Consider the following 17,152-nt stretch of genomic DNA (forward strand, 5'->3'; position numbering starts at 1 on the left):
AATAATTTTACTAAAAAATACCTCAAAATAAAATCAGTAATTCAAGTATTCTCTAAGCTCTTTATTAAAAGGCTGTGTCAAAATCTCGTCTAAAACAGCAAGCACCTGTTCATAAGACTTAGTCCTAGGATCTCTTACTAATATCTCCTCAAGTACTTTTATATCTTTAGAGATAAACCCTTCTAAAGCCCATTCCATTCTTAAAATTCTTGGCATTAAGTAGAAGATTTTTATCCTATGAGTAAGATCAGGCTCTATCTTTTCAGGCTTTATCCCAGTTTCATCTACCCATACAGGCACTTCTACCACTACATCGTCAGGAATACCTGATAGGGTACCTCTATTAGGAATATTCAATATTAATCTTGATTTGCCTTTTCCAGTAATACTTTTTATAAAATGTATATGCTGTTCACCACTTAATTTATCTTTATTAAATAACTCAGGCCATATTTCCATTAACTTTATACTTTTATCCTTCTCAACCTCTTTAGCAATTTCAATCATTCTCTTCCTACCCTTTCTTAGCTCTTCATGAAATTTAGGCCTTTCTATCTCATTATCAATACCTCCAAACTTCCCATACCATTTCTTTTTAGTCTCAAGATTGTAGTTGTACTTCCATGTTCCATTCCTACAGGCATCCCCTATGGGGAGCATTCCATAAAATTTGTACATATCCATAACCGCAGGACTCATCTGAAGATCCCATGGATTCTTAGGCTCCCAATTTTGAGACTCCTTTTCAATCCATTCATCAAGAAGAGGGTAAGCATTCTTACCTCTATATAAAAATCTATTAAGGAAAATTCCATGGTTAACTCCAGCAACTTGCCAATCTACCTCTTTTGGATCTAATCTCAAAGAGTTAAATACTTCGTATACTCCATGAAAGCCATGACATATTCCCACCACATTAATATCCGTTAACCTATTTAAAAGTTGGGTAATTTCAAAAACAGGATTAGCAGTCTGGAGAAGCCATGAAGATGGAGCATATTTTTTCATAGCCTTTGCTATATCAATAGCAAGCTTCAGATCATAATAAGAAATCAATACATAAGTGTAAGTTGAGACCATATTCAATTCCTGACTGTCAATCCCCCTGTAATAACCGTGCTTTTCTCCAATCTGCGTAACTATATCATACTTTATAAATCCATCTTCATGACCCTCAGGAAAAGGAAGAGCAGTATTTATAATAAAATCTGCTCCTTCGATGCCCTCCTCAAGTCTCTTAGTCTTTTCAAACCTCAGATCAGCCCCAATTTCTTCCACATATTTCTTAGCAAGAATATAAGAAGCATTTAATCTTTCCTCATGTACATCTATCATAGATATCAAAGATCCGCTTAATTCAGGTGTCTTAGCAATATCACCAATGATTTGTAAAGAAAATCTAATACTTCCTGCCCCTACAATAGCTATTTTCATAAGAATCTAACCCCCTTCTTAAAAAATCTTTACTTAAAAAGTATAAGAAAAATTATACCTAAAAGAATAGTAAGAGAAACATAAAAGGAAGCAAACTTTGAATTCAAATTCCTCTCATTAGAATAAATCACAACCACAAGAGGTGCTGGAAGTAGTACTCCTATAGAGATAATTTTAATCATTAGAGAACTTCCCATCAATCTTAAGAGTAAAGCCAAAGCTAAACCCGGAATAAATCTCAATAAAACACCATATAATAAAGCTTTTATCTCCGATTTATTTAAATTAAAGTCCAAAAAGTAGCCAAGAGTAAAAAGAGCAAGAGTAGAATTAGGCAAAGAAAGTTGAGATACAAAAGTAGTAAAAACTTCTGGAAAGTTGATCTTTAGAGAGCTTAAAACAAGAGAAATTATATAAATTTGCAAAGGAAAGAAAGAAAAAACCCTCTTAAGAAGATAAGGAATTTTATTTAAAGACCACCCATTCTCCGACATCAGAGAAAGAGCATAAGAGAGTCCAAAAACAATAAAAGAATTACCTATATCAAACATTGCCATATAGAGAAGTCCCTCATCGCCATAAAGCCCCTTAATAAAGGGATAAGAAAAAAGCCCCACATTGTAGCCACATATACCAATTAGTAGAGTCCATTTTAATCTATCATCCAAATCCAACCCTCTTAAAAAATACAAACCAAGTAAAAATATAATTAGGCCAAAAAGGAAGGACACTAACGGAAGTATAAAAAGATCAGCCTTCAAAGCTGAAGAAATAAATACTTTTAATATCGTTGCAGGAAGGGTTATATATATCACAAATCTACTAAGAACAGTACCTGTGCTCTCAGGAAATAGTTTTATTTTTTTTGCAATATAACCTATAATTATCACAAGTATGTTTATTAAAATACTTTCTGTCATATGAAAAGAATTATATCATTTTTACAGGAGGACAAAAAATGTTAGTTTGGGACAGTAGTTATTCAAATCTCATAGAGTATATCAAAAACCAAAAAGAAAAGCCTTTTCTTCTTGTCGATGAAAATACTTACAAAGTAGCTGGAAGAGAGATTGAAAGCCAATTAAAGAAATTGAATATTGATTATGATTTGCTAATCCTACCTGGAGATGCTCATGCCGATGAAAAGCACATATGTAAAGTAATGCTTCACGTAAATAGTAACCACATGATGGTATCTATAGGTTCGGGAAGCTTAACAGATATTGCTAGATTTATCTCTTATAAAATGAATCTTAGATTTCTATCGGTACCTACAGCCCCCTCTATGGATGGATACGCCTCTTCAGTAGCCGCTTTAACAATTGATAATATAAAAACTACAGTTATAGCCAAAACACCAGAAAAAATTTTTGCTCGTATAGATGTAATAAAAGATGCCCCTGAGATACTTAAAAAGGCTGGATTTGGAGATCTCATAGGGAAATATACCGCTCTTTCCGACTGGAAACTTGCAAATATCCTTACAGATGAACCAATAAACGAAAAAGTATATAACGAAATGTATGAAGCCTGCGAGAATACTTTAAAAAGCATAAATAAACCTGACTTTGAAAAACTCCTTCTTGAAGCCCTCATAAAATCAGGTGAGTTAATGGCAATTGTAGGTAATTCAAGACCAGCCTCAGGCGCAGAACACCACATTGCCCATTATTTAGAGTTTTTAGGATATGACATATTTCATGGGATAAAAGTAGGAATATCAACCCTATATGTGATAAAACTGTATGAAAAACTTTTTGAAATTGATCTTGATAATACTAACCAATACTTAGACTACGAAGTAGATATAGAACCATGGAAAGAGGAGATCAAAGTAAACTTTCCGCAAATTAGTGAGAGAATAATAAAAGAGAATTTAGAAAGAATGAAAGAATTCAATAATCCATCTTTTAGAAGAGCCTTCTTAGAAAAAATCAAGTTAAATAAAAATAAAATATACCTTATTGCAGAAAAGCTTCTCAATAAGAAAGAGGAAATAATAAGGGCATATAATGAATTAGGATTTTCCACAAATCCTCAAGACTGGAACATTAAAGAGGAGGACATTAAAAAAGCAATACAATATGCTCTATACATTAGAGATAGATTTACTATTCTTACCCTATATCAATTTTTAGGTGTTTTAAAAAATTTATCAAATGATGTATAATATTGTTAAGAAAGTTAACTTTTAAAGGATGGATATATTTTGAGAAAGAAGATCGGAGTCATAATAAACTATCTATATGAGGGGTATCAATTAAAGGTATTATCTGGAATACTTAATACAGCCAGAAATTATAATACTGATGTCCTTGTTTTTGTAGGGGGAAATTTAAACTCTGATATTGAAAACATACAAAGAAACAAGATATATAAGCTAATTACTTCTAAAAATGTTGATGGCTTAATAATACTTGGATTAGTCTTGGGGTATAATATACCAAAAGAGAAAATTATTCAATTTTACAAAAACTTTGTTGATATACCCACAGTAAGTATTGGAATTAAGGTTAAAAACTTTCCATCTATAATCACCGATAATTCAAAAGGATTTATCAGCTTACTTAATCATCTTGTAAAAGACCACAAATATAAAAACTTTGCCTTTGTCACAGGGCCATTAAATAATGATGAGGCAAAAGAAAGATATGAGATCTTTTTAAGAGTAATGGGAGAAAACCATATGGAAGTAAGCTCTGATTATATCTACTATGGAGACTTCTCAAAAATTTCTGGTATCAATGCAGTTAAAGCCTTTTTAGATGAAAGAAAACTAAAACTACCAGATGTAATAGTTTTTTCTAATGATATAATGGCCATTGGAGGAATAGAAGAACTTAAAAGAAGGAATATAAAGATCCCGGAAGAGATTGCAATAACAGGCTTTGACAATATTGAAGAATCCTATTCCATAACCCCCTCTCTTACCACTGTAGATCAACCCCTTTATAAACTTGGAGAAACAGCATTAGAAACATGTCTCTCATTGACCTTAGGAGAGAAAACAAGAGAAGATGTTATTCTTCCCACAAAATTAATAATAAGGGAATCTTGTGGACACAAAGAGGGCACCGTCAATATATATTTTCCCGAAAAAGAGAAAGTAAAAAATATTTCAGAGATAAGAAAACTAAAGAAAGACTTTCTGGAACTCTTAGAAAAGGATTTGAAAGACAAAAAGAATTATCAGTTACCTTCTGAAATTTATGACTTTTTCTTTACTTCTTTATTTGAAAATAATCAAGTCTTCTTAAATAAAATTTGTGAATACTTAGAGAAGGAAGAGCCCGAAACCATAGAAGAACTAAAAGAAATCACATCTTCACTTTATCTTTTCGTTCAAATATATTTAGAAGAGGATTTAAAGAAAACCGCAGAAAATCTAATCCTAACAGCAGAAAAAATAATAAAAGCCTATTCTGAAAAATTATTAAGATATGAGAAATTCAAAATCAATGAAGAAACAGAACTTTTAGGATATGTTGGTTCTGATCTCCTTTCAAGTTTTAGAATGGAGGATATCCTTGAAAGAATTTCTATAAGGCTTCCAGAATTAAATATCAACACTTTCTATTTGATATCTACCGATGAAAACTTAGAAAAAAGGAAACTTATCTTTGCTCGATTAAAAGATCGAATCGTACAGGAAGAAATAAGTTTTAACTCTAATGAGATAATACCCCAAAAACTTTACCCAAAGGAAAGAACAACTTTAATAATAAAACCATTATATTTTCAAGAGAGTTTTTTTGGATATATAGTATTTGAATACGGTCCTAAAAGAGGAGTAATATATGAGATTCTAAGATCCCAAATCAGCGCAGCTATACAAGGTGCAAAACTTTTTGAAGAATTAAATCAGTTAGCCATTACTGATCCTCTGACTAAGCTTCCCAATAGAAGGTATATAGAAGCAGAATTTCAAAAAGAGATAGAAAGATCTAAGAGATATTCAAGCCCCTTATCGGTTATGGTACTCGATCTTGACAATTTTAAAATTATAAATGATACCTTTGGACATCAGTATGGAGATGGGGTATTAAAGAAAATTGCAGAAAACCTCAGAAAATATTGTAGAAAAGTGGACATTGTAGGCAGATTTGGAGGAGATGAGTTTGTAATAATCTTACCAGAAACAAATCTTGAAAAAAGTATAAAAGTTGCAGATAAGATAATAAAAAATCTTGAGAAAATGAATATAACTCTCCCTAATGGTGAGAAAGTATATATAAGTGTAAGCATTGGCATAGCCTCATATCCTGAGACCACTAAAGATCCAGAAAAGCTTTTAAGCCTTGCTGACATAGCAATGTATAATGCCAAAAAATTAGGAGGTAAGCAGTACTCTGTCGCAAGCTTTTAGTGTTAAAATTATAAAAATAGGGGGGAGGCAACAATGAGAAGAAACATTGGAATATTCGTAGATAATTTAAATGTATATCAATGGAATATTTTAAAAGGCATTTTTGCATATGCAGAGAAAAATAACATAAATCTTTACTGTGTTGTAGGAAAACCTCTAAATTCTCCCTTTGATTATGAAAAAAACGCTAACAAAATTTATTATTTAATATCTAAAAAAGATATAAACGGATTAATAATCTTTACCTCTGCCTTAAGCTCTCATACCCCAAACGAAGAAATAGTAAGATTTTGCAAACTATTTTCTGAAGAGATACCTATAGTAAGCATTGGTCTACCTTTAGAAAAAGTTCCAAGCTTTTCCGTAGACAATATAAAAGGATTTAGAGAACTTCTAACTCACCTTATTGAAGACCATGGTTATACAAAGTTTGCCTTTATAACTGGTCCTATGGACAACATTGAAGCCAGAATAAGATATAAAGTATTCATGGAAGTTATGTCTAAATACGACATAAAAGTACCCGAAGACCACATATATTATGGAAATTTTCTACATGAAGCTGGAAAAGAAGCTATAAGAACCTTTTTTGACGAGAGAAAAATAAGACCTGAGATAATTGTTTCATCCAATGACGATATGGCTCTTTCCGCCATTGAAGAATTAAAGAAAAGAAATTTTCTTATACCAGAAGACATCAAAATCACTGGATTTGATGATGTGGAAGAAGCAAGCTTTATAACTCCACCTCTCACTACTGTGAGACAGCCCCTATTTGAGATGGGAGAAAAAGCCATAAAAACTCTAATGGAAATAATAGAGGGAAGAGAAGTACAAAATATAGAACCTCTTCCCACAAAATTGATTATAAGAGATTCTTGTGGATGTAAGTACTCGGCTTTAGACAGAGCAAAAGTAGAAGTTAAAAAGATAAATCTAAATTTTGGTTTAGAAAAATTAGAAAAGCTAAAAGAAGAATTTATAAAGGTTGCAAATGAGGTTCCATATGATTTGGAAAAAGATGAAATACTAAACCTTTATGAAAATTTTCTCAAAAGTTTAAAAGAAAAAGATCCAGAGCCCTTCCTTAACTACCTACAAAAACTTCTCAAGATAAAAGAACTAATTAACCCTCAACTAGGATACTTTCAAGATTACATCTCTATTCTAAGAAGATTTCTCATATACTATATAGAGAAAGAAGATCTAATCTTTGCGGAAAATCTTTGGCACCAGGCAAGGGTTATGATAAGTGACTATGCGGAAAGATCTCAAGGATATCAAAAGGCTCGCTTAGAAGAAGACTTTCAAGAGTTAACAGGATTTGGCATAAACTTAATTTCTTCTTTTGACAAAAGCTCTATTATAAATTCCCTTAAAGAAAATCTACCAAATCTTGGAATAAAAAGTTTCTACATTATAGAACAAGAAGATTCTCAAAATAAAAAGAATCTACTTTTTGGTCTCTCAGAAGATAGCGAGTATAAAGATATAGATTTCTCCAATGGACTAATACCCAAAAATGTTCTACCCAAAAGAAGATTTACATATATTGTTGAGCCTCTTTACTTCCAAGACACATTCTTTGGTTATGCTCTTTTTGAATTTAGTAATCTTCATAGATTCTTCTATGAAATACTCAGAGCTCAAATAAGTTCAGGAATCCAAGGGGCAAGATTATTCGAAGAGAGAAAAGAGTATGAAAATCAATTAATAGAACATATTAAAGAGCTATCAATTTTAAACGAAATTGGAAATACCATAACCTCTTCTATTGAATTAGAACTAATATGGGATCTTGTTTCAAGCAAAATAGCAAACCTTTTTGATTACAATGTCTTTTACTTGATATTATTGGATGAGGAGAAAAACCTCTTAGATATAAAAGTGAAAAAAGTCAAAAAAGGAAACGGAAAACTTTCAGATTCGGATAAGAAAATAATAATGGACTCTATAAAGAATAATAAGCCTATATTAAGAAAGGGACAAAAGAAAAACATACTATGTGTTCCCTTAATCACAGGAAGAGGAGTAAAAGGAGCTATTTTCCTTAAGCATGAAAAGGATATATATACCGAAAAAACCTTAAATTTGCTAAAAACCATAGCAAATTACATATCCATAGCAATTGAAAATGCCCTTCTTTTTGAAGAGACAAAGAAATTAGCTACCATTGATCCTCTTACAGGAATTCTAAATAGAAGAGCCTTAGAAGAAGCTTTTAACAAAGATGTAGAAAGAGCCAAAAGATATAATAGACCTCTTTCTGCTATGGTTATAGATGTGGATGATTTTAAACTATTTAATGATACCTATGGACATCTTTTTGGAGATCAGGTATTAAAAGAACTGGCAAAGACCTTAAGAAATTCCTGTAGAAAGACTGACATAGTAGGACGCTACGGTGGAGATGAGTTTTGTATAATCCTACCAGAAACCAATTTACAAGGCGCTACTAAATTTGCAGAAAGGCTATTAAAAAACATCAGAAATTTAACCGTTGTAACACCTGATAATAACAAAATACCAATAAAAGTAAGTATAGGGGTAGCCTCCTATCCTGATGACACCTACGAACCTGAAAAACTATTAACTCTTGCAGACACCACCATGTACAAAGCCAAAACTTCTGGAGGAGACTCCTTTGCTACTATATCTTATTCCTATAAGACTCCAATCTCTAAAGAGGCTCCTAATTTTGATGTATTTCTTGGCCTAATAAACGCTATTGATAGTAAAGATAATTACACTTATGTCCACTGTAACGATGTGGCAAAGTATGCAAGAAAAATCGGAGAGAAATTAGGACTCTCTAAAGATGATCTTGAGATACTAGAACTTGCAGGAAAACTTCACGATATTGGAAAGATAGGAATACCTTCTGAAATACTTAAAAAACCAGGACCATTGACCGAAGAAGAATGGAAAATCATCAAAGAGCATCCCAGATTAGGATACCTTATATTAAATCAACTCCCCAAGATGGAAAAACTACTCCAGGCAATACTCTACCACCATGAAAGATACGATGGAAAAGGATATCCCCAAAGCCTTGAAGGGAAAGAAATCCCACTTATTGCAAGAATTTTAGCAGTAGCAGACGCCTACTCTGCAATGAAAACCGATAGACCTTACAGAAAAGGCCTTTCTAAGAAGGAAATTATTAGTGAGATAAAGAAAAACATGGGTAAGCAGTTTGATCCAGAAATTGCTCAAGCATTCTTGGAACTATTAGAAAAAGGAGAGATTGAATGATATAATTTTTAAAAAAACATACCTAAAAAGGAGGATTTCCTAATGAGAAATTTTGTATTTCATAATCCAACCAAAATCATCTTTGGTAATGACACAACTAATGAGGTGGGAAAAGAGGTTAGAAATTATGGAAAGAAAGTACTTCTTATTACAGGACAAGGAAGTATTAAGAGAATAGGCTTATACGATAAAGTGATAAACTTACTAAAAGAGGAAAATCTTGAAATATATGAACTTTCCGGAGTTAAACCTAATCCCAGAGTAGATCTTGTAAGAGAAGGAATAAAAATAGTAAGAGAGAACCAAATTGATATACTACTTGCTGTAGGCGGTGGAAGTGTCATTGACACAGCAAAGGCAATTGCAGCAGGATTAACTTATGATGGAGATGTGTGGGACCTATTTACAAAAAGAATACCCATAAAACCTACCTTGCCTATTGGAGTTGTATTGACCTTAGCTGCTACAGGCTCAGAAATGAATGGGAATGCTGTCATATCTAATATGGAAACCCAAGAAAAATTAGCGATCTCAAGTCCTTATTTATACCCTAAATTTTCTATTCTTGACCCCAAAAATACAGTATCCGTTCCTTTAAACCACACTCTTTATGGAATTGTAGATATTCTATCTCATGTTTTCGAACAATATTTCGATAAAACAGAAGATGCAATACTTCAAGATAGGTTTGCAGAGGCTATAATGAAAACAGTAATAGAGACAGCCCCTAAGCTCGTAGAAAATCCAGAAGACCTAGAAAGCAGAGCGGTAATACTTTGGTGTGGAACCAATGCTCTTAATGGAATAATAGGTGTGGGAAAAGAGCAAGATTGGGCTTCTCATGCAATTGAACACGCCATATCTGCCATCTATGATATTCCTCATGGGCTTGGGCTTGCTATAGTATTTCCTCATTGGATGAAGTATGTTATAGATGTGATTCCTCATAAATTTGCTAATTTCGCAAGAAATGTATGGAACATTCAAGGAGATGACGATTTTGAAGTAGGATTAAAAGGTATTGAGAAACTTATAGAGTTCTATGAAAGTTTAGGCATTCCTACTAAACTCTCGAGAATAGGAATAAATAATGAACGTTTAGAGGAAATGGCAGAAAAAGCTACTGAGTTTGGTCCCATAGGAAATGTAAAAAGGTTAACTAAAGAAGACGTATATAAGATTTTAGAACTTTGTTTATAAAAATCTCTTGACATAATAATCTTATTGTTGTTAAGATTTTGTAAATCTTTCTTTTTTGGGGAAAAGGAGGCTTGTCCTATGCATAGAAGTGACGCTGTAAAAAAAGGAATAGAAAAAGCTCCTCATAGATCTTTGTTTTATGCTATGGGATATACAAAAGATGAATTAGAAAAACCTCTTATAGGTGTGGTAAATTCTGGAAATGAAATGATACCTGGCCATATTCATCTGGATATAATTGCTCAAGCAGTAAAATACGGCATCTTAGAGGCAGGAGGTACCCCATTAGAATTTAGAGTTATAGGAATATGTGATGGCATTGCCATGGGACATAAAGGAATGAAGTATTCCCTTGCAAGTAGAGAGCTGATCGCAGATTCTATTGAGGCAATGGTAGAGGCATATCAACTGGATGGAATAATACTTATAACTAATTGTGATAAGATTGTACCTGGAATGTTAATGGCTGCAGCAAGACTTAACTTACCGTCCCTTATCCTTAGTGGTGGCCCTATGCTTGCAGGAAGATGGAGAGGAAAAGATGTAGATCTAATAAGCGTTTTTGAGGGTATAGGACAGGTAAAAGCAGGAAACTTAAAAGAGGAGGATCTTTATGAATTAGAACAATATGCTTGCCCTGGGTGTGGTTCATGTTCAGGAATGTTTACTGCAAACACCATGAACTGTCTCTCAGAAGCTTTAGGAATAGCTTTACCTTATAATGGAACATTACCTGCTGCTTATGATGGTATGAGAAAAAGACTTTCAAAAGAAGCAGGAAAAAGAATAGTTCAATTGGTAAAAGATAATATAAGAGCTCGTGATATTTTAACAAGGACAGCTTTTGAGAATGCCATTGCCGTTGATATGGCCCTTGGAGGCTCAACAAATACTGTTCTCCACCTGCTTGCAATTGCAAAAGAGGCAAAAGTAGATTTACCCTTAGATACCTTTCAAAAGATCAATGAAAGGACTCCCAATATATGTAAATTGAGTCCAGCCTCCTCTCAACACATTCAAGACCTTCACGAGGCAGGAGGTATACCTGCAGTATTAAAAGAGCTTCTTAAAGGAAACTTGATAGACCCAAATGCTTTAACAGTTTCAGGTAAAACCATAGGAGAAATAGCAGAAAGTGCAGTAATAAGAGATAGAAACGTAATAAGACCTTTAGAAGATCCCTATGCTAAGGATGGAGGTCTTGCCATACTATATGGTAATCTTGCTCCTGAAGGTGCTGTAGTTAAAAAATCTGCAGTTTCTCCTAAGATGTTAAAACATGAAGGACCTGCAAGAGTATTTAATAGTGAAGAGGAAGCTATAAAAGAAATATATTCAGGAAAAATTAAAAAAGGAGATGTGGTGGTAATAAGATACGAAGGCCCTAAAGGTGGACCAGGAATGAGAGAAATGCTTGGCCCTACCTCTGCCCTTGCTGGAATGGGCCTTGATGAAGATGTAGCACTAATAACTGATGGAAGATTCTCAGGAGGGAGTAGAGGTGCTGCTATCGGCCATATATCTCCCGAAGCTGCCGAAGGAGGTCCTATAGCTCTTCTAAAAGATGGTGATATCATAGAAATAGATATTCCTAATAGAACTTTAAATGTAAAATTAAGCAATGAGGAACTGGAAAAAAGAAAGAAAGATTGGAAACCCATTAAGAGAGAGATCGAATTTAGTTACTTAAGGAGATATGCAGCATTGGTTACATCTGCTAGCAAAGGGGCAGTTTTAAAAGATATATATGAATAAAAGGAGGGTAAGAGATGATTATAACAGTTGTAGATCATTATCCTAAAATACCTAATCCACCTCGAGAACCAAAATTAAGAAAAGCTATTCATGCTTATGATCAGGGCAAAATTACAAAAGAAGAATTAGAAAAAATATTTGATGAGGTAACTCAAGAAGTTATAGAAGAACAAATCTCTGCTGGTGTGGAACTAATAACCGATGGACAAATAAGGTGGGAAGATGGACAAAGTTACATTGCTAGAAAACTTGAAGGAACTCAAATTGGAGGACTTATAAGGTACTTCGATAACAACACTTATTACCGACAGCCTGTAATCGTTGGAGAAATAAAATGGAAAGAACCTATCATTGTAGAAGATTGGAAAAAAGCCCAAAAATGGGCAGGCAGTATCCCGGTAAAAGCAGTACTCACAGGACCATATACCTTAGGAAGACTTAGCAGAGACGAATATTATAAAAATCTTGAAAAACTTGTAAAAGCCTATACTAATGCCCTTATAGAAGAAACAAAACTTCTAGAAGAAAACAAAGTTAAATATCTTCAATTTAATGAACCCTCCATACAGTATTATCCTGAGGATATAGATCTACTTATAGAAGTTTATAAAGAAATAAGAAAATACTTCTCGGGAAATTTGGCTATATATACTTATTTCCATACAGTAATTCCTATTAAAAACAGACTTAAGGATCTTCCTGTAGATACTTTTGGGATTGATTTTGTCTCTAGAAAGGAAAATTTTGAGATAATACAAGAATTCCCTAAAAATCTTGCCTTAGGTTATGGAATAGTAGATGCAAGAAATACAAAACTTGAAACCCCAGAACAAATTGCAAGTCTTATTAAAAAGGCATTAGAATGCATACCTGAAGACAAACTTTTTGTTAATCCCAGTTGTGGCCTTGAATATCTACCTCGAGAAAGGGCTTACGATAAACTAGTAAATCTCGTAAAAGGAGTAAACTTAGTAAGAGGTGAGAGAAAATGAAAGAAATAAAACTTCCCATATTACCCACAACTAGCGTAGGAAGTTTCCCCAAACCAGACTATTTAGTAAAGGCAAGAAATCAATATGCAAGAGGCTTAATTCCTTATTCTACTCTTCACGAGTTAGAGTTAAAAGCTACAGAAGAAGTTATAAGATTACAAGAAGAAATAGGAATAGATATATTAGTACATGGAGAAATGGAAAGAGGAGACATGGCAACCTATTTTGCCGAAAACTTAGAAGGATTTACCATAAGTGGCCTTGTAAGATCCTACGGAAATAGGTATTACAAGAAGCCTATTGTAATAGGAAAGATAAGAAGAACAAAACCTATTACTGTGGATATGTTTAAATATGCCCAAAGTTTGACGAAAAAGCCTGTAAAAGGAATGTTAACAGGACCTTATACTATAGCAGACTGGTCCTTTAACGAGTATTATGATAACAAGAGAGATTTAGTACTTGATCTTGCAGAGGTAATAAATCAAGAAGCATTAGATTTAGAAAAAGCAGGAGCCCTATTCGTACAAATAGATGAACCTGCAGTTCCAACTCATCCAGAAGAGATCGAAATAGCAAAAGAGGCTTTCAAAATTACCACAAGAGGTTTAAGAAGTTTTCTTATAACCCACATTTGCTATGGTGACTTTAGACCAATATGGAAAGAAGTAGTGAACTTCCCTGTCCATCAATTTGATCTTGAATTCACCAATAACGCTGATAAACTATATCCTCTTATAGAGAATGAGGGTTTTCCAAGAGAAAAGTATATTGCCGTTGGAGTCATCGATGTACACTCCCATAGAATAGAAAGTGTAGATGAGATAAAAGCAAGAATAAAAGAAGCATTAAAACATTTCAATCCAGAACAAGTATTTATTGATCCTGATTGTGGATTAAAAACAAGAACATGGGAAGAGGCAAAGGCAAAATTGGAAAATATGGTTAAAGCTGTGATGGAAGTAAGAGAGGAATTGGTAAAACAAGGCTATCCTTCTGAAATTACCATAAAATTAGATTTATGAGTGAGAAATATTTATTAGAACAATGGAACTTTTGGTTAGACGAAATTTATAGCTACTCTATTATAAAGAAATATATCTTAGATGAATGGGGCTTTACAGATAAAAAAGAAGAAGCTGAAAACCTATCAAACTTAGAAAAAATAAAACTTGGGGAGAGATGGAAAAAGGTTTCTCTCCCCGTATATTTCGTAAAAAGATTCAAATTATTAGAAAACTTCAAAAACTATCCCCTTTATATACATATAGATGTAGGTGGAGAGGCTTTTTTATTCTTAAATAAAAAGCCTTATGCTGGTATAAATCCCTATCATAAGGATCACAAAATCCCCTATCAAGAAGACTATCTTTTTCTTATAGAGGCAGTTCCTAAAGGCCTTTTCGGACAAAATCAGAAAAATCCAATTTTCAAAGAAGCATACATTTACCAAAAAGATGAGGAATTATATAGAGCATGGCTCGCCTTCTATCTCATAAGGGAATTTGGCCTCCTCTTAGAAGAGACAAATAAAGAACTCCAGAAGAGAGTCCAAAATATCTTAGAGGAAACCCTTGGCAAAATTGATTTAATAAGTTCCCATCGGGAATTTATACAAAGAATTCAAAACACAAAATTTACCTTAGACCTTATAAATGGACTTTGGAGCCAGCCTGAATTTGAAAACATTGAGAAACCCATACCCAACGATTTAAGAGAGTCCATTATTCACTACTCCCAATTAGCATTAAGAATGCTCTCTCATTTAAAAGAGAAATATCCCAACTTAGGAGAGTTATATGCCATAGGACATGCTCATATAGATTATGCGTGGTTATGGCCAAGAGAGGAGACTATAAGAAAAGCTCAAAGAACCTTTTCTACTATTCTCAACCTTATGGAGAACTATTCAGATTTTATCTTTCTTCAAAGCAGTGCCCAGATTTACCAAGACATAAAAGAAAATAATATTTATCTTTTTGAAAAGATAAAAGAAAGGGTAAAAGAAGGAAGATGGATAATTGAGGGAGGAACATGGGTAGAAAACGACTGTCAACTTCCTTGTGGAGAATCCTTTGTAAGGCAATTTTTATATGCCCAAAAGTTCTTCGAAAAGGAATTTGGAATAAGATGTAAACTTGCATGGCTTCCCGACACCTTCGGATTCAATCCTAATCTTCCCCAAATTCTAAAAAAGTCAGGAATTAAATACTTTGCAACCACAAAACTAACTTGGAATGAAACTAATACTTTTCCTTATGATCTCTTCTTGTGGAAGGGCATAGACGGAACAAAGGTTATAGCTCATATTTTTGGAAAAAACTGTGGTTATAATGGAACCACAGAGATTAAAGAGATTTGGAAGACTTTTAATGATTTCCAACAAAAAGACATAATAAGTTCACTTATTTACTCCTATGGTTATGGTGATGGAGGCGGTGGTCCCACCTATGAGATGATTGAAAGACTTAATCTTCTTAAAGATTTTCCTTTAATTCCTGAAATTAAAAAAGAAAATCCAATTGACTTCTTAGAAAAAATAAACGAAGAAAAACTTCCATTGTATTATGGAGATCTATATTTAGAACTTCATAGAGGAACTTTTACAACCCAAGGGAGAATAAAAAGACTACACAGGATGGCAGAAAATCATTTAATAACCATAGAAAGTCTAAGTACCATACTTAATATCTTAGAGAATATATCTTATCCTAAGGAAGAAATAGATAAAAATTGGAAAAAACTTCTAAGAAATGAATTTCATGACATCCTTCCTGGATCCTCTATAAAAGAGGTCTATGAAGATACTGAAAAAGAAATGAAAGAAATTTTAGATTTTAAGATTAATTTTCCCCTCATCGGCTAAAAAGGATTACCTTTTGGTATACAATCCAACCTCTTTCCCTCAAGAATTAAAATTTGAACTTGATACTGGTCAAAATCTATCCCTCATATATAAAGACGAAATTTTACCTTCCCAGAAAACCTACGATAATAAAATGCTTTTCTATTCAAAAGACATATTAATTGAGCCTTTTAGCTTTATAACTCTCAAAATCTCTAAAGAGGAAGCAAAGAAAATAGAAACCGATCTTGTTGTTGAGAAAAATTCCCTTGAAAATACCTTTTTAAAAGTAGAAATAAACGAGGATGGAACTATAGACATTCTATACAAAGACTTAAACAGAAAAATTTTTAAAGAGAGAGGAAATCAACTCTTCGTATTTCCAGATAGACCAAGATACTGGGAAGCTTGGGATATACCTTTGAATTACGAAAAATTTGGAAGAGAAATAAAAGACGTGGAGAAAATTGAGGTATTAGAAAAGGGTCCTTTAAGAGCAAGGATAAAAGTAGTAAAAAGATACAAAGATTCAAAAATAGTTCAGCACTATACCCTCTATTCTTACTCAAAGAGATTGGATATTGTAAGTGAAATTGAGTGGTACGAAAGAAGGACCGTGCTAAGAGCATATTTCCCTATGAATATACTTGCTCCTATTGTGCAGTACGAAATACCTTATGGTATTTACTGGAAACCAGTACATAAAAATACCTCATGGGAAAAAGCTCAGTTTGAAATTCCAGCCCATAGATTTATTGACCTCTCCCAAGGAGATTTTGGAGTAAGCATACTTAATAATGGAAAATATGGTCATAGCATTGATGAAAACACTATAGGAATAACCTTATTGAGATCACCTCTAACCCCTGATTATACTGCAGATGTAGGTATACACACTTTTACATACTCTATTTTACCCCATTTAGGCCCCTTAAATGAATCCACCATAAAAGAGGCAGAGGAACTTAATAGACCTCTTTATATTATGAATCTTAATGAATATAAAGGAGAAAAATCCCTTTTGGGTTGGGATAAAAGGAACGTAATACTTGGAGCACTGAAAAAAGCAGAAGATGAAGAGGGAATAATTTTAAGATTTGTAGAATACTTAGGAAAAGAAGAAGATGTTAATATAAAATTCAATATCTCAGTTAGAAAGATCTATGAAACAAATTTATTAGAGGATACGGAAAAAGAGATAAGTATTGAAAATTCTAATCTTAAACTACATATAAGACCTTTTGAAATAAAAACCATTAAAGTAATTTATTGAACTACTTAAATTTTTGTGATATAAAAATCAAA

General features: G+C 33.1%; 11 protein-coding genes. 9 read left to right on the top strand and 2 right to left on the bottom strand.

Annotated elements, in window-relative coordinates; translation table 11 throughout:
* Positions 1 to 33 precede the first annotated feature (33 nt).
* Together aglA and DICTH_RS07940 are read right to left on the bottom strand one after the other, a co-directional pair.
* Positions 34 to 1,434, bottom strand: a complete 1,401-nt coding sequence (gene aglA, locus DICTH_RS07935; protein WP_012547893.1) for an alpha-glucosidase AglA — start codon at positions 1,432 to 1,434, stop codon at positions 34 to 36.
* 29 nt (positions 1,435 to 1,463) lie between these two features.
* Entirely contained in the window at positions 1,464 to 2,354 is an 891-nt protein-coding gene (locus DICTH_RS07940) for an AEC family transporter (protein WP_012547090.1), read from the bottom strand.
* Positions 2,355 to 2,392: 38 nt separating this feature from the next.
* On the opposite strand from DICTH_RS07940, the gene DICTH_RS07945 reads away from it, so the two are divergent.
* From DICTH_RS07945 to DICTH_RS10130, 9 genes are all read left to right on the top strand, one after another.
* Positions 2,393 to 3,604, top strand: a complete 1,212-nt coding sequence (locus tag DICTH_RS07945; protein WP_012547524.1) for a sn-glycerol-1-phosphate dehydrogenase — start codon at positions 2,393 to 2,395, stop codon at positions 3,602 to 3,604.
* 39 nt (positions 3,605 to 3,643) lie between these two features.
* Entirely contained in the window at positions 3,644 to 5,800 is a 2,157-nt protein-coding gene (locus tag DICTH_RS07950; RefSeq protein WP_012548585.1) for a diguanylate cyclase, read from the top strand.
* Between the two features lie 33 nt (positions 5,801 to 5,833).
* On the top strand, positions 5,834 to 9,055 hold the full coding sequence (locus DICTH_RS07955; protein WP_012548247.1) for a diguanylate cyclase: 3,222 nt from the start codon (positions 5,834 to 5,836) through the stop codon (positions 9,053 to 9,055).
* A 42-nt stretch (positions 9,056 to 9,097) separates the two neighbouring features.
* On the top strand, positions 9,098 to 10,255 hold the full coding sequence (locus tag DICTH_RS07960; protein ID WP_012547395.1) for an iron-containing alcohol dehydrogenase: 1,158 nt from the start codon (positions 9,098 to 9,100) through the stop codon (positions 10,253 to 10,255).
* Between the two features lie 78 nt (positions 10,256 to 10,333).
* Positions 10,334 to 12,010: a dihydroxy-acid dehydratase gene (gene ilvD / locus DICTH_RS07965; RefSeq protein WP_012547994.1), complete on the top strand. Its 1,677-nt coding sequence runs from the start codon at positions 10,334 to 10,336 to the stop codon at positions 12,008 to 12,010.
* A 14-nt stretch (positions 12,011 to 12,024) separates the two neighbouring features.
* Entirely contained in the window at positions 12,025 to 13,002 is a 978-nt protein-coding gene (locus DICTH_RS07970) for a methylcobamide--CoM methyltransferase (protein WP_012547304.1), read from the top strand.
* Entirely contained in the window at positions 12,999 to 14,027 is a 1,029-nt protein-coding gene (locus DICTH_RS07975; protein ID WP_012548609.1) for a methionine synthase, read from the top strand. The genes DICTH_RS07970 and DICTH_RS07975 overlap by 4 nt, the downstream gene beginning before the upstream one ends.
* Positions 14,024 to 15,868 carry a glycoside hydrolase family 38 N-terminal domain-containing protein gene (locus DICTH_RS10125; protein WP_049751889.1) on the top strand — a complete coding sequence of 615 codons (1,845 nt, stop codon included), beginning with the start codon at positions 14,024 to 14,026 and terminating at the stop codon, positions 15,866 to 15,868. Before DICTH_RS07975 ends, DICTH_RS10125 begins: the two co-directional genes overlap by 4 nt.
* A gap of 13 nt (positions 15,869 to 15,881) precedes the next feature.
* Entirely contained in the window at positions 15,882 to 17,120 is a 1,239-nt protein-coding gene (locus DICTH_RS10130; RefSeq protein WP_049751890.1) for a glycoside hydrolase family 38 C-terminal domain-containing protein, read from the top strand.
* The last annotated feature ends 32 nt before the right edge of the window (positions 17,121 to 17,152 follow it).

It is taken from the genome of Dictyoglomus thermophilum H-6-12, assembly GCF_000020965.1.
Classification (GTDB): Bacteria; Dictyoglomota; Dictyoglomia; order Dictyoglomales; family Dictyoglomaceae; genus Dictyoglomus; species Dictyoglomus thermophilum.